General features: G+C 65.5%; 14 protein-coding genes. 5 read left to right on the top strand and 9 right to left on the bottom strand.

Going from position 1 to position 17860, the window contains the following annotated elements:
• Positions 1-50: 50 nt before the first annotated feature.
• Complete coding sequence (locus D1F64_RS19025) at positions 51-1268, bottom strand: lytic murein transglycosylase (RefSeq protein WP_117413703.1); 1218 nt, start codon at positions 1266-1268, stop codon at positions 51-53.
• A gap of 273 nt (positions 1269-1541) precedes the next feature.
• Between D1F64_RS19025 and D1F64_RS19030 the strand changes: the two genes are divergently transcribed.
• The 4 genes from D1F64_RS19030 to hpaD all read left to right on the top strand — a co-directional run bounded on the left by D1F64_RS19030 (position 1542) and on the right by hpaD (position 5471).
• Positions 1542-2117 (top strand): hemerythrin domain-containing protein, encoded by a 576-nt coding sequence (locus tag D1F64_RS19030; protein ID WP_346432269.1) that lies wholly within the window; start codon positions 1542-1544, stop codon positions 2115-2117.
• Positions 2118-2368: 251 nt separating this feature from the next.
• Positions 2369-2746: a 5-carboxymethyl-2-hydroxymuconate Delta-isomerase gene (locus tag D1F64_RS19035; protein ID WP_117413705.1), complete on the top strand. Its 378-nt coding sequence runs from the start codon at positions 2369-2371 to the stop codon at positions 2744-2746.
• 35 nt (positions 2747-2781) lie between these two features.
• Complete coding sequence (gene hpaE, locus D1F64_RS19040) at positions 2782-4299, top strand: 5-carboxymethyl-2-hydroxymuconate semialdehyde dehydrogenase (protein WP_117413706.1); 1518 nt, start codon at positions 2782-2784, stop codon at positions 4297-4299.
• A 188-nt stretch (positions 4300-4487) separates the two neighbouring features.
• Entirely contained in the window at positions 4488-5471 is a 984-nt protein-coding gene (hpaD, locus tag D1F64_RS19045; protein WP_117413707.1) for a 3,4-dihydroxyphenylacetate 2,3-dioxygenase, read from the top strand.
• A gap of 1017 nt (positions 5472-6488) precedes the next feature.
• Here hpaD and D1F64_RS19050 read toward each other — a convergent pair.
• From D1F64_RS19050 to D1F64_RS19080, 7 genes are all read right to left on the bottom strand, one after another.
• Complete coding sequence (locus D1F64_RS19050; protein ID WP_162901657.1) at positions 6489-9032, bottom strand: bifunctional DedA family/phosphatase PAP2 family protein; 2544 nt, start codon at positions 9030-9032, stop codon at positions 6489-6491.
• Between the two features lie 134 nt (positions 9033-9166).
• A complete protein-coding gene (locus D1F64_RS19055) occupies positions 9167-10486 on the bottom strand; it encodes a ferredoxin reductase family protein (RefSeq protein WP_117413709.1) in 1320 nt (439 codons plus the stop codon).
• A 90-nt stretch (positions 10487-10576) separates the two neighbouring features.
• Entirely contained in the window at positions 10577-11020 is a 444-nt protein-coding gene (locus tag D1F64_RS19060) for a BLUF domain-containing protein (protein ID WP_117413710.1), read from the bottom strand.
• A gap of 94 nt (positions 11021-11114) precedes the next feature.
• Positions 11115-12047: an ABC transporter substrate-binding protein gene (locus D1F64_RS19065; RefSeq protein WP_248304804.1), complete on the bottom strand. Its 933-nt coding sequence runs from the start codon at positions 12045-12047 to the stop codon at positions 11115-11117.
• Positions 12048-12193: 146 nt separating this feature from the next.
• Positions 12194-13360 carry an ABC transporter permease gene (locus D1F64_RS19070; RefSeq protein WP_117413712.1) on the bottom strand — a complete coding sequence of 389 codons (1167 nt, stop codon included), beginning with the start codon at positions 13358-13360 and terminating at the stop codon, positions 12194-12196.
• The gene (locus D1F64_RS19075) at positions 13357-14238 is read right to left on the bottom strand and encodes an ABC transporter permease (RefSeq protein WP_117413713.1); all 882 of its coding nucleotides are present in this window, start codon (positions 14236-14238) and stop codon (positions 13357-13359) included. Before D1F64_RS19075 ends, D1F64_RS19070 begins: the two co-directional genes overlap by 4 nt.
• 546 nt (positions 14239-14784) lie before the next feature.
• Entirely contained in the window at positions 14785-15552 is a 768-nt protein-coding gene (locus tag D1F64_RS19080) for an ABC transporter ATP-binding protein (protein ID WP_248304805.1), read from the bottom strand.
• Positions 15553-15696: 144 nt separating this feature from the next.
• Between D1F64_RS19080 and D1F64_RS19085 the strand changes: the two genes are divergently transcribed.
• Complete coding sequence (locus tag D1F64_RS19085) at positions 15697-16110, top strand: cupin domain-containing protein (protein WP_117413715.1); 414 nt, start codon at positions 15697-15699, stop codon at positions 16108-16110.
• Between the two features lie 53 nt (positions 16111-16163).
• On the opposite strand, the gene hydA is transcribed toward D1F64_RS19085, so the two are convergent.
• Entirely contained in the window at positions 16164-17618 is a 1455-nt protein-coding gene (gene hydA, locus D1F64_RS19090) for a dihydropyrimidinase (RefSeq protein ID WP_117413716.1), read from the bottom strand.
• Between the last annotated feature and the right edge of the window lie 242 nt (positions 17619-17860).

Genomic DNA, 17860 nt, shown 5'->3' on the forward strand with positions numbered 1-17860 from the left:
CCCGCCCCGGCGGCCCCGAAATCGCAATTGGACCGTCTCCCTCGCCGCGCCTATCGCAGGCGCGCCAGCAGGTCCGGGGTCGGATAGGCGTCCGCCGGCAGGCCGAGCTGCTGCTGAACGGACCGCACCGCCGCACGTGTCATGGCGCCAATCGTGCCATCGACACCACCGACATCATATCCCTTGCTCACGAGCAACTGCTGGAGTTGTTTCGTCTCCGCCGCACTCAACGCGGTCACCTCCGCGTTGCCGCGGCTGCGCGGCGGAGCACCCGCAAGCCGGGTGGCGAAATACGCCGCCGTCGTCGCATAGACGAACGACTGGTTCCACTCCAGGTAGATATCGAAGTTGCGGTAGGCGATGAAGGCGGGACCGTTGCGTCCCATGGGCAGCAACAGCGCCACCGGCGTACCGTCGCCCGGCAGTGCGCTGCCGTCGGCGCGGGTCACGCCCCAGGACTTCCATTGCGAGCGCGGCAGGCGGATCGACAGGTCGGCCTGTTCCCAGGGCATCGATCGCGGCACCCGCACTTCCTCCAGCCACGGCTCGCCCGCGTGCCAGCCGAAATCCTTGATCAGCCGCGCGCCCGACGCCAGCACATCCGCCTCGCTGCGCAGCAGGTCGCGGCGGCCGTCGCCGTCGTAATCCACCGCCAGGCGCATATAATCGGAGGGCAGGAACTGAAGCTGGCCAAGCTCGCCGGCCCAGGCGCCGACCATCTGCCGAGCCGTCAGATCGCCGTGGTCGATGAGCCGCAGCGCGTCCATCAACTGCGGCCGGAACAGCTCCGGCCGGCGGCAGTCATAGGCCAGCGTCGCCAGAGACCGCAGCACCGGCAGATCGCCGATGTTGGCGCCGAAATCCGTCTCCAGCCCCCAGAACGCCGTGATCACCGGCGCCGGTACCCCGTACTCGCGCTCCAGCGCGGCGAAGATCTTGGCATAGGTCTTCATCCGCTTGGCGCCGTGCTGCATGCGGTATTTGGCCACCATGCGGTCGGAAAACGTCAGAAAGCTTTGCGAAAAGACGCCCTGGGCGCGGTCCTTGCGCACGATTTCGGGCGCATAGGTCATGCCGTCCAGCGCCGAGGAAATGGCGTGCGCGGAGATGCCCTGCGCCCTCGCCTCCGCCTTGAAGTCCGCCAGCCAGCGGTCAAAATTCGCGGTGTTGCGGCAGCCAGCAGCCTGCGCGGTCACGGCGCTCGCAACGAGGCTCGCGCCCAGCGCGAGGCCCGCGATTGCGGCCCGCAAACGGGCCCCCGCCGTCATTCCTGTCCGCCCGTGCCGCATCGCATCCTCCTCAAACGATTGTCCGCAATCCCGTTGCGCAAATCAGTGCCGCAAATCAGTGCCACAACTGTGCCAGCCCACCCCCGACAGTCAAGGGCCGCGGCGACGGCCGCCGCGATGCTCGGGATGCAACAGACTGTCCCCGATCGCGCCGATTGCCTGAGACGCGCTGCCGTCGCACACTGCGCCGCGCGACGGCCTTGGAGACGGCCCGGGGTACAATCGTCACGCCCATGCAATGAGGACATCGTTTTGACGCTCGATCTGAACACCCGCACCGGCTGGCCCGAGGACCTGCGCTTTCTGGTCGACCGCTATCCCCGCGACACCTGGCAGGCGCACGGAAATCTGGGCTCCATGGCCCGTTTCTGGCTGCAGCGCCACGACATGTTCCGTGAACTCGGCGGCATGCTCAAGGAGGGCACCCACGCCTTTCGCGAGGGCGAAACCTCGGCCGATCAGTTCCAGGCCTGGCTCGTGCCCCGGCTGCAATTCTTTCTCGGCCAGTTGCACGAACACCACAACATCGAGGACCATCACTATTTCCCGGTGTTCCAGGCGGCGGAAAAGCGGCTGGCGCGCGGGTTCGACGTGCTCGAGAGCGACCACGAGACCATCCACCAGGCGCTCGCCGCCAATGCCGACAGCGCCAACCAGCTGCTGGGCGCGCTGCACAAGTCCGGCGACGCGCGGCGTTTTGCCGCCGACCGCTACGCGGATGTGAGCGACGCCCTGCTGGGCCAGCTGATGCGCCATCTCAACGACGAGGAAGACCTGATCATCCCGCTGATTCTGGACCGCGGTGAGCCGGCCCTCGGCGTCGGCTGAGCCCTGGCCGCCGCATCATTGGCAGCCCCGCTTGCGCACAGCGGGGCGCCGCCGTCCGGCGCGGGGCGCATTTTGGGGTTGATTGATCCGGACGACCCGGCTCATCATGGCGACCACACCGTTGCCGCCGGGGCGACGCCCCCCGTCCCATCATGCTTGCCGGAGTCCCGTTGTTATCTGTTGCTGCGCCTATTAAATTAACATGTTAAAGTTCAACTCTGCGTTTCACGAACCGCGATGAGGGAGGTCTCATGCCACACATCACCCTGGAATATTCCGCAAATCTGGCGGAAGCGATCGATGTGCAGGGCGCCGTCGACGCGCTGCATCTGGCCGCTGCCGGATCGGGCCTGTTCGATATCGGCGCCATCCGCACCCGCGCCGCAAGACGCGAACAGTATCGCGTCGGCGACGGCGATCCGGCCAACGGCTTCGTGCAGGTGATCGCGCGCTTCCGCGAAGGCCGCGATCCGGCGCAGGTCGAGGCGCTCGGCGAGGCGTTGTTCGCCAGCCTCAACACGGCCCTCGCCAGGGCTTATGACACTCACCCCCTCGCGGTGACCCTCGAGTTGCACGAGATCACCCAGCGGACCTTCCGCCGCAACACAGTCAAGGACCGGAACGGCTGACCGCCGTGGCCCACAGCGACGCACAGGAACCGCACATGCCAACCCCCGACGACAACCCGAGCCGCGCGGCCGCGGCGCTGTCCCGATTTTCCGGCTCACCGGTCGGCCACTTCATCGCCGGACGCAGCGATGCGGGCTCGGGCGAGACCTTCGACACCCACTGCCCCGCCGACGGCAGGCTGCTGGCCCGCGTGGCGCGCGGCACCGCGGCCGATGTCGACCGCGCGGCCGTTGCCGCGCGTGAAGCCTTCGAGAGCTGGGCTGCGACCGGCGGCGCGCAACGCCGCGCGATCCTGCACGCCATCGCCGACGGCATCGTCGCGCGCGCCGACGAGATCGCCCTGATCGAGGTGATGGATACAGGCCAGCCGATCCGCTACATGGCCAAGGCGGCGCTGCGGGCGGCGGAGAACTTCCGCTTCTTTGCCGATCGCGCGCCCTCGGCCAACGACGGTCTCTCCCTGCCTTCCGCCGATCACGTCAACTACACCACGCGCCAGCCCATCGGCCCGGTCGGCGTCATCACACCGTGGAACACGCCCTTCATGCTGTCGACGTGGAAGATCGCCCCCGCACTGGCCGCCGGCTGCACGGTGGTGCACAAGCCGGCCGAATGGAGCCCGCTGACCGCCAGCCTGCTGGCGGAAATCTGCTCCGACGCGGGCCTGCCCGCGGGCGTTCTCAACACCGTCCATGGCCTGGGCGAGGAAGCCGGCGTAGCGCTCACCGAGCATCCCGACATCAAGGCTATCGCCTTCGTCGGCGAAAGCGTCACCGGCAGCCGCATCATGAAGCAAGGCGCGGACACGCTGAAGCGCGTGCACTTCGAACTCGGCGGCAAGAACCCGGTCATTGTCTTCGACGACGCGGATCTCGACCGGGCGCTCGATGCGGTGCTGTTCATGATCTACAGCCTCAACGGCGAGCGTTGCACCTCGTCCAGCCGTGTGCTCATTCAAGCGTCGATCTACGACGACTTCACCACGCGGCTGGCCGAACGCGTCGCCCGCATCAGGGTCGGCGACCCGCTCGATCCGGCAACCGAACTCGGGCCGCTGATTCACGCCCGTCATCTCGACAAGGTGCTGTCCTATCCCGCCAAGGCGCGGGCCGAGGGCGCCACCGTGGCCGCCGGCGGCAATCGCTCGGACTTCGGCGGCGGCATGGGCCACTTCGTCGAGCCGACGCTCTACACCGGAGCAACCAGCGACATGACGATTGCGCAGGAGGAAATCTTCGGGCCGGTGCTGACCGCGATCGCGTTCGAGGACGAGGCGGAGGCGGTGCGGATCGCCAATGGCGTGCGCTATGGCCTGGCGGGCTATCTGTGGACCCGGGACACCGGACGCGCGCACCGGGTGTCGCGCGCGCTCGATGCCGGCATGGTCTGGGTGAATTCCGAAAACGTCCGCCACCTGCCCACGCCGTTCGGCGGCATGAAGGCGTCGGGCATCGGCCGTGACGGCGGCGACTACAGTTTCGATTTCTACATGGAGACCAAGAACATCGCGATCGCGCTGGACAGTCACACAATCCCGCGCATCGGCGCGTGACGCGCGTGTTGATCGATCGCAAGGACGCGAGCGCGATTTGCGCCTTCATTGCCAGACGCCCCAGATACCGGCCGGGGATCGGAGAGGCCGGACATGCCGGCGCGAAACACGGCGCGTCAAAGGGTACGAGATAAGAGAACCGAACCCGCGCGACGACCGGCGCCGGGATCGCCAGGGAGCAGACACACATGCCTATCCGCAAGCAGACGAGCAAGCCGCCCTTCGACATCGTGCGGGTCAGCCACGTCGAATTCGCCGTGACCGACCTTGAGGCCAGCCGCGCCTTCTACGTTGATTGTCTGGGCTACCTGCTGACGCACGATGACCCGCAGACGCTGTATCTGCGCAATCTCGAGGAGCGCAACCACCACTCGGTGGTGCTGCGCAAGAGCCCGCAGGCGCAAGCCCTGGCGCTCGGCTTCAAGGTGGCCAGCGAGGAGGATCTCGACAAGGCGCAGGCCTGGTTCACGGCGCGGGGCCTGGGCGCGGAGTTCGTCACCGCCCCCTTCCAGGGCCGCACGCTCGCCGCGCGCGATCCCTTCGGCATGCCGCTGCAGTTCTACTGCGCCATGGACCAGGCGGAGTGCATGCTGCAGAAATACGGGGCCTATTCCGGCGCCCGCATCCAGCGCATCGACCACGTCAACTGTTTCAGCCCGGACGTGCAGGCCAGCTACGAATTCTATGCCGACCTCGGATTCCGGCCGACCGAATACACCGAGACGCGAGACGTGGATCCGAAGATCTGGGCCATCTGGATGCACCGCAAGGGCGGCGTGCACGACATCGCCTTCACCAACGGGCTCGGGCCGCGGCTGCATCACATCGGCGTCTACACGGCGACGCCGATGGACATCCTGCACATCTGTGACGTGATGGCGACCACCGGCTTCCTTCCCAACATGGAGCGCGGTCCCGGCCGGCACGGCATCTCCAACGCCTTCTTCCTCTATGTCCGCGACCCCGACGGCCACCGGGTCGAGCTCTTCACCAGCGACTACATGACGGTGGACCCGGATCTCGAGCCGATCCGCTGGAATTTCGACGATCCGCAGCGCCAGACCCTGTGGGGCCATCCGGCGCCCAAGAGCTGGTTCGAGGAAGGCTCGATCTTCCCCGGCGCCGAGGTGCGCGCGCCCGTCATGGCGCCCAAACCCATCGTCGCCGCGTAAGCCCGCGGGACACGGCGGCGGGAGACCCCGCCGCCGCATGCCGGAGCAATCATCGAGGCGAAAAAGGCAGTGATAAGAGTCCAATAAGCAGCTAGAGCGTTTCCTTGTTAAATGGAATCAATTCTGTTGGTCCAAACCGGTTCGATCCGCGAGGAAACGGGCGAACGGCGTAGCCCATGCTACGGCGGAGGCCGTTGACGCGGCGGACGGCCGGTTTCGACCAACCCTTTGGGCGGGATGAATTTTCCCGATTATCGGCGAGGCCCGTCTCGGCCATATCCGCGATATGCCCTTCGCCAATCCTCTTGATCCTCGACAAAATTCATCTCCGCAGAATGGTTCCATTTAACAAGGAAACGCTCTAATGTTCCGCAACGTAAGAAATGGCTTGTTTTGGGCTCCGACAGTGAACTAACCTGTTAAATCAACGCGAAGGAGGGCAAAGCCGGCAAGGGTTGTCCGGGCCTGAGAGTTTGCGGGTGCCTCCGCACGTCCGCCGAATTCCCGGCGGCATTGTCTCGCCATCCGTCGCGAAGCGCGCTATTGCTTTCGACAAGACCCTCAACGAACGTCGAAGGATCGCCTCCGGGGGCCTCCAGATTCTTCAGCCGATCCCCGCCAAGCGCGCGCGGGCGGCAGGCGGCGATGCCGGAACGACGAACCAAGGCGGCGCGAGCGGAATTGCGGACGTTGGGGCCGCGGACCGCCCGGACGCGCGCAACCCTCTGGTACGATCGCGCCGGAGTTTCAATCGCCGGAATTACAGTATTCTGCAGCCGGCAAGAATCCGGTATGCAACATGATAAGGTCCTCGCGGGCCGAGCAACGACGAACAGGGCGACGCGCGCGGCCATGAAGGCGTGCGACGTTCAGGCGGCACAAGAATTCCGGCGGACGCTCCGCCCCACACATTTGACAAAGTAGCTGGCGACAAAAAAGTCCGGCAGACAACCGCACCTCCCGAGACTGCCTCGCATGGCGCCCCCGCAGGGAGCGCCGGATGACCGCAACCGCAAATCATAAGGCAGACCATTGACCTCGGATGTAAGACAACGCGACGGTGTTTCCGACACGGCCGAAGCCGGCACCCGCACGGGCATGCGCCCGTTCGGGCGCTCGCTGCCGATGCAGCTCATGTGGGCGCGTGAGGAAATCATGCAGCGGTTCCGGCCGCATCTGCACGAGAACGGACTGACGGACCAGCAATGGCGCATCATCCGCGCGCTGATGGAAGTGGAATCGCTCGAGATCCTCGACCTGAGCGAGGTCTGCGGCATCCATCCCGCGAGCCTGTCGCGCATCCTGCCGAAGCTCGACGCCGCCGGCATCATCAACCGCCGCCCCAACGAGGCCGACCAGCGCCGCGTGATCGTGTCCATCGCGCCCAAGGGCCGCGACCTGTTCGATCGCATCGCGCCGGAATCCGAACGGATCTACAACGCCATCGCGGACGACATCGGCCCGGAGCTGATCCAGGAGCTCTATGTCGCCCTGGACAAGATGATCAATGCGCTGCGCGACAAGAAATCGAACAACGCGCCGCGCAGAGGCTAAACATCTAAGGCGCTTCGGCGATCGCGAGCAGCGGCGCCATTTCGCCCTTCGGCTCGGCGGCCGCACCGTGGTCACCTCCGGCGAGGCGCTCAGCAGGTTCAGGATCGTCGCGACATCGTCCGGCGAAGCCTGCTCGTCATCGGGAAGCGCGACAATCGGCAGTTTCTTCTTGCGCTCCTCGGTGAGCGCCACGAGCAGCGCCGGCGCGCCTGACACCGAAACCTCCGCAGCCCAGGCGCGCAGCACCAGCCTGGCCTGGTCGTCGCCCTCCACCGGTCTGGTCATGCTCAGGCGCGCGAGCTTGCCCGCGTGCAGCGACGGTCGCGGCAGCAGCACATCGATATCGTTGCGCGCATCCGCGTAGGTCAGCACATCGGTCCATGACCAGCTCGGCACCCGCTTGAAGCCATGCGCGCCGAGGACGGCTTCCAACTTCTCGGGCGTTCCGACCCATTGCACGACGAAGGGCTCCTCGGTCTCGCCCGTCAGCTCGATACGGCGCGCGGGCAGTTCCGCCCAGCCACCCGAGCGCCAATCGCTCATCGAGATCTCGCGCACGGCCTGACGCGCGCCATAGAACTCCAGGGCAGCGGCATGGCCGCTCACCACATGCACCACCGCGACGCTGCTGTAGGCAAGCCCCGCCACCAGCGCCAGGCCCAGCGGCGCGATCGTGTCGATCCGGGTGGCTTCCAGCGTCAGCGCGAAGGCCGCCGTCATCGCGACCCCGAACAGGAATCCCGCCGCCACGTCAGAGGGCCAGTGCGCGCCGAGATAGATGCGCGAGAACGCGATGGCGACCACCAGCGCGCCAAAGCTCGCGAACACCAGCGCCTTGCCCCAGCGGCCCAGCCGCAGGCTCACCAGAACCGCCAGCACGCCGAAGACCACGGTCGCAAGCGTCGCGTGACCGGACGGGAAGCTGTAGGCGTCCGCGCCGGAATAGATGTCGATGGGGCGCGGCCGCTGCAGCACCGTCTTCATGAAAGGAACAAACAGCGCCGACGACAGGATGGCGATGCTCGCCGCCCCGGCGATCGCCCAGGCGCGCCGCCACACCAGCCACGCGACGATGACCGCGCCCAGCACGCCGAGCACGATGCCGTCGCCCGCCATGGTGACCACAGCCATCACCCGGTCAGCGGGCGTGTTGCGTAACGACTGCACGAGATTGCCGATGGAAACGTCCGCGTTGAGCAGCGTGTCGCGTGCGACCAGGTCCTCGAACAGGCTGATGAAGCCGATGATCGACGCCGTGCTCACCGCCGACAGAAGCACCACGCGAATGGCGCGGGGATTGTCAGGCGACAGGGTCTCCGCCAGCCACTGCCAGACCGGATGCGGCCGCGCCGCGGCGTAGGCGACGAAGCGCGTCTGCGCCGACAACAGCAGCGGAATCGCGCTCATCACCGCGATGCGCATCAGCCAGGCGGTCACGAAAACGGTGATGAAAAGCGCCAGCAGCACGGCGGCGAAGCGGCCCGAGACCTCGCTGGCCAGCGCCAGCCCCTTGCCCATCAGGATCCCCGGCGTCAGATGCGCGATGGACCAGGCGACGGCGGAAATCACATTGATGGTGACAAAGCGCGGATGGCTCATGCCCATCATTCCGGCGATGCCCGGGATCACGGCTTTCACGCCCGGCACGAAGCGGCCGATGGCGATGCTCTTGCCGCCATGGTCGGTGAAGAAATTCTCGGTCCGCTGCACCAGGCCCGGATAGTGGTTCAACGGCCACAGCAGCTTGAGCCGCTGGCCATAGATCCGCCCCGCCCAGTAGGAAGCCGCGTCGCCGAGGATGGCGCCGACGGTCGTGGCGACGAAGATCGGCCAGAAATCGAGCTTTCCGCTGCCCACCAGCGTGCCCGCGCCCACCAACACCACGGTGCTCGGCACGAACAGCCCGACGATCAAAAGCGCCTCGCCCATGGCGATCAGAAACACGATGGCGATCGACAGAAGCGGATTCTGCGCCAGGAAATCAATGGCCCACTGGGCAAGGTCCATCGGAGAGATCATGAAGCGCCTTGAACGAATGCCGACGTGAAAGACTGTTGCGAAACGCTCTAGTCGGTTTGGGGCGGCGTGAACAGGGGCTTTGACAGTAGTCCCGCCTCCGAAGGGTCCGGCCCGGACGGGCCTTAGTCATAAACGAACCGTTCCGACAGGATGCGGTTCGGGGCCACGCCGAGGCCGCGGAGCGCATTTTCAGCGGCCCTCAGCATGCCGGGCGGCCCGCACAGGACATAAAGCCAGCGCGGGTCGGGCCGCCCGCCGAAAATCGCCGCCAACTGAGGCTCGTCGATCATGCCAGTCCGGCCGGACCACCCCTCGGGCGGCTCACTGAGAACATGCTCCACCCGCATGTCCATCGCACGCGACATGTCATCGAGTTCCGCGCGATAGGCGATCTGCTCCGCGGTGCGGTTGCCATACACGAGGACCACGGGCCGGGAGTCCCCGTCATGGCGCATCTGCCGCGCGATGCTCATCAGCGGCGCCAGACCGACGCCGCCGGCGATCAGCGCAATGCCGTCGGCCTGCCGCCCGTCGATGGTCAGGTGACCATGCGGCCCATCGATGTAGGCATGGGTCGCGGGCTCGACCGCGCCGAGCGAGCGGGTGAAATCGCCCACCTCCTTGATCAGGAAACCGATGCGCGGCCGGTCGCCCGGCGCCGTGGCGATCGAAAAGGGGTTCTCATCGAGCGAGAAGGGGCTGTGGCCGATGTTCAGCCAAACGAATTGGCCGGCGCGAAAGGTCATCGCTTCGCCGCCGTCGGGCTCGAGCACCACCTCCCACGTCCGTTCCGCGATCCGCTCGAGCGACGCCACGCGATAGCGATGGCGCAGTTGCGACAACGGCTTGAGCGCGTAGACAAACAGCAGCGACGCGGCGGCGATCGCCAGCAGCGCCACCCAATAGGCGGCCAGCGGGCCTTGCGCGCTGTAGCGCCCGCCTATCAGCGCATGAACCGCGACGAGCCCCACGATCAGCCCGGCGCCGATGCCGTGCATTCTCCGCCACGTCTCGTATCGATACGAAAGCTGATCACGATAAATCGCCGTGAGCACAAAAGGCACCAGCAGCGCCAAAGCCAGCGTGCCAGCCAGCAGGTAGTCGGCGCGCATCAGCAGCGTCTCCGCCCGGGTCGGATCCCAGGGCCGCGCGGGAGCATAGGGAGCCGAATAGAGGAACGGATGCGCCACCGCCAACACGATCGCCCCGCGCGCCAGCAACTGGTGCCAGCGCATGGACACGTCGCTGCCGATGCGGCGCGAGATCACGCGAAAGCGGCCCGAAAGCACGAACTCGACCAGCAGAATGGTGAAGGCCACCAGCGCGAGACCACTGGCGAGATCGTTCCGCAGGCCGCGCGCGGGCAGATCCTGGCCGAACGACAGTACGAGCGGCGTGATCATCAGCGCGATATAGACGGGAATGAGGACAAATGACGGCATGACAACACCATAGCGCGACGGGATCGCACTCCCATGACATAGATCACGCAACGATGGACGGCCGCAAAACGCGGCGTGACGGCCCGTCTGCTACGCCTGCTCTCGAATGATCTCGTCGCGAAAGCCGATCATCACGGCCCGCGACAGAGCCCGATGATCGCCGTCAAGCGGACCGCCATCGACGAAATCAGAGACCGGCAGCCGGTCGCGCAATGCGCCATCACCGGCAAGGCGAAATGACATCCGCCAATCGGGGCACAGCCGTTGCGCGGCACGTTCGACGAAATAGATGCGCACCTGCGAATGCCGTTCGTCGCGGCGAATGAAATCGTGATAGAGGCCGAGCACCGCCGCTTCCTCGCCCTCGAGAAGCTGGATGAATTCCCGCGTCCCGCCGAAATAGACCAGCAGGCCGGTGATATCCAGGCGCGCGTTGCGCTCAAGCGATGCCCGCATGATCGACTCGATGTCGTCGACCTGCATGTCGCGCACCGCGGTGCTTGTGTAGATCAGATGGATCAGGCCGATGCTCATTGGAAGGCCTCGGTTTATACCCGGTCGGTGACGGGGTGCAGGCGGCGGACAAGTCCGTCCGCCGCCTGCTGTTCAGCGTGCTCGATCAAGCGCCTTACATGGCCTTGTCGGTCACGACATGCGTCCAGGCGCCTTCCGGCTCCTTGGTGATGACGGGATCGGAGCCGCCCGAGAGCAGCGTCTGCACGGTGCGCTCGTAGTCGGCCGGATCCAGCGTGCCATCGGAGCCTTCGGTCAGCTTGTTGATTTCGCCGACCATGCGGATCTGATGCTTTTCGGTCTGGGCGCCGGTGGCGTCGTTCTCGAGCACGATCTCGGCGGCCTCTTCGGGATGCGCGCGGCTGTATTCCCAGCCCTTCATGGACGCCTTCACGAAGCGGGCCATCTTGTCGACGAAGGCCTCATCCTTGAGGTTGTCCTCGAGAACATAGAGGCCGTCTTCCATGGTGGAGACGCCCTGCTCCTCGTACTTGAAGACCACCAGATCGTCCGGCGTCAGGCCGGCGTCGATCACCTGCCAGTACTCGTTGTAGGTCATGGTCGAGACGCAATCGGCCTGCTTCTGGAGCAGCGGATCGACGTTGAAGCCCTGCTTGAGAACCGTCACGCCATTCTCGCCGCCGTCGGTCGGGATGCCGAGCTTGCTCATCCAGGAGAGGAACGGATATTCGTTGCCGAAGAACCACACGCCCAGCGTCTTGCCGCGGAAATCCTCCGGCTTGGTGATGCCGGTTTCCTTGCGGCAGGTCAGCATCATGCCGGACTTCTTGAACGGCTGGGCGATGTTGACCAGCGGCACACCCTTCTCGCGCGAGGCGAGCGCGGAGGGCATCCAGTCGATGATCACGTCGGCGCCGCCGCCCGCGATCACCTGCGGCGGAGCGATGTCCGGGCCGCCCGGCTTGATCTCGACCTCGAGGCCTTCCTCTTCGTAAAAGCCCTTGTCCTTGGCCACGTAGTAGCCCGCGAACTGGCCCTGGGTCACCCATTTGAGCTGCAAGGTCACGGAATCGGCGGCCTGCGCCATTCCCGTTCCCAGGCCGACGGCCACGGCCAATGCGGTCAGTACTGTCTTCTTCATATCTCGTCTCCCGTTGGACCGGCCCGTCCGGGGTATGCTCCGATATATCCGCGCCGATCGTTTCTAGTTCCTCTGAAACAGCAAACCCGGCCTTATCCTCGAACCGATGGATGCCAAAACGTAATTGCCCTGCCGAGCAGTGTCACCATCCCGTAGAAAACCGAGCCGGCCAGAGCCGCCACGGCGATTTCCGCCCAGACCATGTCGATATTCATGCGTCCGACTTCGGTCGAGATGCGGAAGCCCATGCCGACGGTCGGCGTGCCGAAGAACTCGGCGACGATCGCGCCGATCAGCGCCAGCGTGGAATTGATTTTCAGCGCATTGAAGATAAACGGCGTGGCCTGTGGCAAGCGCAATTTGAAAAGCGTCTGCCAGTAGCCGGCCGCGTAGGTGGTCATCAGGTCGCGCTGCATGCTTTCGCTCGCCGCCAGCCCCGTCACCGTGTTCACCAGCATGGGAAAGAACGTCATGATGACCACGACGGCGGCCTTGGACGGCCAGTCGAAACCGAACCACATCACCATGATCGGCGCCACACCGATGATCGGCAGCGCGGAGACCAGATTGCCAACCGGCAGCAGCCCGCGCTTGAGGAACGGCACCCGGTCGACGAGGATGGCGACCACGAAGCCCGAGCCGCAGCCCAGCGCATAGCCGATCAGCACGGCCTGCAGAAACGTCTGCCGGAAATCCGCCCACAGGGTCGGCAGCGACGCGGCGAAGCGCGTGCCGATCATGCTCGGAGGCGGCAGCAGCACCTGGGGAATCGCGAACCCCACGGCGATGAGCTGCCACAGGATCAGCAGCCAGACGCCAAAGACCAGCGGAATGGCGATGTTCACGACCCGCTGCGCGTTGCGGTCGGTGAGCCGCCAGTTCGCCATCGCGTCCACGAAGGCCCAGGCCAGCAGCCAGCAGGCGACGACCAGCGCCCAGAAGCCGCCCGCCGCCTCGCCCGCGCGGCCCTCCAGCGCGCCGATCAGCAAAAAGGCGCCCGCGTGCGCCACGACGCCGATGGCGAGATCAAGGGTCATGCCGCCGAGCCAGGCGCTCTCACACCCTCTCCCATGGGGAGAGGTGAATTGGCCGACGACAATCAGCACCAGAATCGCCAGCGCCGGCGCGAACAGGGCCGGCGCGGTCCAGATTCGGACAATCACACCATCGGCTTCAAACAACGGCAGGACGAGACTGGCAAGCGCGCAGAGCGCGGCCACAGCCAGCAGGATCCGCCGCACGGAGAAAAGACCGCTCATCGCGCCATCCCCATCCGCTTAAGAACCATCGCGTTTACGAGCCCGACGATGCCGACGAGACTGCCGGCCAGCACCGCCGCCATGATCAGCGCCGACCAGATCTGCACCGTCTGGCCATAGTAAGACCCCGCCAGCAGCCGCGCGCCCAGTCCCGCGACCGCGCCCGTCGGCAGCTCGCCGATGATCGCGCCGACCAGCGAGGCGGCCACGGCCACCTTCATCGAGGTGAAGAGATAGGGCACCGCGTAGGGAAACCGCAGGCTCCAGAAGGTCTGGGATTTCGACGCATTGTAGGTGCGCATCAGATCGAGATGAATGGCCTCCGGCGATCTGAGGCCCGTCACCATGCCGACGGTGACGGGGAAGAACGACAGATAGGTCGAGATGAAGGCCTTGGGCAGCAGGCCCGAGATACCCACCGCATTGAGCACCACGATGATCATCGGCGCGATCGCCAGGATCGGGATCGTCTGCGAGGAGATCACCCAGGGCATCAGCGACTTGTCGAGTACGCGCGAGTGGACGATCAGCACGGCGAGAAAGATCCCCAGCACCGTGCCCATCAGAAAGCCGAGCAGCGTCGAGGACAGCGTGACGCCCGCGTGATAGACGAGGCTGCGTTTCGAGGTGATCTTCTTCAGCACCGTGGTCTGATAGATTTCCGTCACCACCTGATGCGGCGCGGGCAGCACCGGCCGATCCTGGTTCAGCGTGTCGGAAACGAGCCGGGTGACCGGCACGTCGGTCAGATCGCCGCGCAGATAAATGTCACGCTGAAACGGCGTGTTGAGCATGATCGCCGCGCCATACCAGATCACGAAGATCGCGAGCACGACGACCAGCACGGGGCCGGTCTTGCCGGAGAAGAGGCGGGTCATGTGGCTGCCCTCCGACGATCCGGTGCCGAGGCGATGCAAGCGTCGGATCGCCCCCTCTCCCATGGGGAGAGGGCTGGGGTGAGGGGTTGAAGGGTCCCGGGGATACGGAGACCCAGTATCCCCTCACCCGGACCGGAGCCTGTCCTTGGGCTGGCCGAAGGCCAGACCCGAGGGGCGCGACCTCTCCCCATGGGAGAGGTGATTGGAGTCCTCCGCAAGATACCGGACCCCACCATCCACTCGATGTCATCCCGGCCTCCGAGCCGGGATCCATTGCGCTCTCCACGCGGGAAGGCAATGACCCGGCGTGTCGCAGACACGCACCTTCGGCCCCGATCTTGCGACGCGTCTGCGGGCCGAATGTGCGCGCCGCCGCGCGCCGGAGTGGGGTCATCGGATGTAGAGACGGCAATGGATCCCGGCTCGGAGGCCGGGATGACATTGAAGGGTTGGACGCGCCCGGTCCCGGTTCTGCGCAGCATCACTGACGTGCTGCAGCGCGCCCGGGATGACACCGCAGCATGACGGATCGTCGGCCTGCGTTCCTCAATCCTCATAGCTGTGCCCCGCACGCAGGCCTTCGCGCACCCGGTGCGCGATTTCGAGGAATTCCGGGGTCTCGCGAATGTCGAGATCGCGTATCCTGGGCAGCGTGCTGTCGATAACGTCATGGATGCGGCCCGGGCGGGGCGACATGACGACGATCTTGGTCGACAGAAAAACCGCTTCCGGGATCGAGTGGGTGACGAAGACGACCGTCTTGTCGGTCTTGGCCCAGAGTTTCAGAAGCTGTTCGTTGAGATGATCGCGGACGATCTCGTCGAGCGCGCCGAAGGGCTCGTCCATCAAGAGCAGATCGGGATCGAACGACAGGGCGCGGGCGATCGAGGCGCGCTGCTGCATGCCGCCCGACAGCTGCCATGGGAATTTTCGCTCGAACCCTGTGAGGTTCACCAGATCGAGATTCTTGGCGATCCGCTCCGCGCGCTCCGCCTTGGAGAACCCCATGATCTCCAGCGGCATGCCGACGTTGCCGGCGATCGTCCGCCACGGATACAACGCGGCCGCCTGAAACACATAGCCGTAGGCGCGCCGCAGCCGCGCCTCTTCCGGCGTCATGCCGTTGACCGAAATCGATCCGCCCGTGGGTTTCTCCAGATCCGCGATGACGCGCAGCAGCGTGGTTTTGCCGCAGCCCGACGGCCCGATGAAAGAGACGAACTCGCCGCGTTCCACCTCGAGATCGATGTTCGACAGCGCATGGACCGGGCCGTCGCCGGTCTCAAACGTCAGCGACAGATCGTCGATGCCGATGACGGAGCGCTCCGGATGCCCATCGCTTGACTTTGTCTTCGGCACGGCCTCACCTTTTTGTGCTTTATAGCTTTGTTTTTGCGGAGTGAGAGCGGTCATGTCCGATCCTCTCCCGATATCGGATAGCAAGGGAGTGCCTGCCTCATGTCAACATCTCGCCGCCCCGAATGCCGGGTCCTGCGCCCGGAAGGCACCTATGCCGGCAAGCAGGGCTTCGACTACTTCGAAGGCATTGCGCGACAGACCGTCGGCTCGTCCGGACTCTGCATGCACCTTCTGGAAATCCCGCCCGGCGGGCGGGCGAAGGCGCACAAGCATGACAGCCACGAGACCGCGATCTACGTGCTGGAAGGCGAAGCGGTGATGTGGCACGGCGAACGCCTCGAGAACATGATGCATACGAAAGCCGGCGATCTTGTCTACATACCGGCGAACGTGCCGCATCTGCCGGTCAACCTGTCCGACAAGCCGGTGCGCGCGATCATCGCCCGCACCGACCCCAACGAGCAGGAAAGCGTCACGCTGCTGCCCGAACTGGAGAGCTGCGTGCCCCGCTAAGCCGTATCGCCGCCTGACTCTGCCGGTCCGCTCCACGTCCATCCGCCGCGGCCCTACACGCCGCTCGCCGGAATGCCCGAGCGCTCCACCTTGCGCGGGGCGGTGATTTCCTTCCACTGCGACAGCGCGGTGTTGACGGCGGTGAAGGGTTTTCTCGCAACAAACTCGCCGTGGCCTTCGCGGGTCCTGATCGCGCCGTCCTCAATCGCGACGTAGCCGCGCGTCAGCGTGTAGCGCGGCAGGCCCTTGACCTTCTTGCCCTCGAAGACGTTGTAGTCGATGGCCGACTGCTGCGAGGCGGCGGTGATCGTCTTTTCCTTTGCCGGGTCCCAGACGACGAGATCGGCGTCGGCGCCGACCAGCACCGCGCCCTTCTTCGGATAGACGTTCAGGATCTTGGCGATGTTGGTCGAGGTGACGGCGACGAACTCGTTCATGGTGATCCGACCCGTGGCGACGCCGTAGGTCCACAGCATCGGCATGCGGTCCTCGAGCCCGCCGGTGCCATTCGGGATTTTCGTGAAATCGCCGACGCCATAGCGCTTCTGCTCGGTGGTGAAGGCGCAGTGATCGGTCGCCACCACCTGCAGCGTGCCGGCGGCAAGCCCCGCCCACAGGCTGTCCTGGTGCTTCTTGTCCCGGAACGGCGGCGACATGACGCGCCGCGCCGCGTGGTCCCAGTCGCCGTTCTGGTATTCGCTCTCATCGAGTGTGAGATGCTGGATCAGCGGCTCGCCGTAGCAGCGGATGCCGTTCTGCTTGGCGCGCCTGATCGCCTCGTGCGACTGCTCGCAACTGGTGTGCACGATATAGACCGGCACGCCGGCCATGTCGGCGATCATGATGGCGCGGTTGGTCGCCTCGCCTTCCACTTCCGCGGGCCGCGAATAGGCGTGCGCCTCGGGCCCGGTGTTGCCCTCGGCCATGAGTTTCGCCTGAAGCTGCGCGACGACATCGCCGTTTTCCGCGTGCACCAGCGGCAGCGCGCCAAGTTCCGCGCAACGGGAGAACGATGCGTACATCTCGTCATCGTCGACCATCAGCGCGCCCTTGTAGGCCATGAAGTGCTTGAAGGTGTTGATGCCCTTCTCGCGCACCACCGTTTCCATCTCGTCGAACACCTGCTTGCCCCACCAGGTGATCGCCATGTGGAAGGAATAGTCGCATGACGCCATCGTCGACTTGTTGTCCCACATCTGCAGGGCTTCCAGCAGCGACTGGTCGGGGGCGGGCAGCGCAAAATCGACCACCATGGTGGTGCCGCCGGACAGCGCCGCGCGGGTGCCGCTTTCGAAATTGTCGGACGAATAGGTGCCCATGAAGGGCATTTCCAGATGGGTGTGCGGATCGATGCCGCCGGGCATGACATAGCAGCCGGTGGCGTCCAGCACCTCGTCGCCGGAAAGATTCGGCCCGATCTCAATGATCTTGCCGCCCTCGATCTTCACATCCGCCTCATAGGTCAGATCCGCGGTGACGACCGTGCCGCCCTTGATGACTGTTGCCATGTCTGTTCCCCTTTGTTTGCGTCGGCACATCCCTTGTCGGATGCGTCGTAATCCTTGCTCGGAGCCGTCCCGTCACACCGTGTCATCCCCGCAAAGGCGGGGATCCAGTAACCACCAGTCTTTCGACCTTCGCACCGCCGGCGACGCCACGGGGTACTGGGTTCCCGACCCGGGCTACGCCCTCTCGGGAATGACACCGTGCGGGCGGCAAGCGTGTGCCAATCGCTTCGCGATCTCCGCCG

The sequence above is a fragment of the Breoghania sp. L-A4 genome (assembly GCF_003432385.1).
Classification (GTDB): Bacteria; Pseudomonadota; Alphaproteobacteria; order Rhizobiales; family Stappiaceae; genus Breoghania.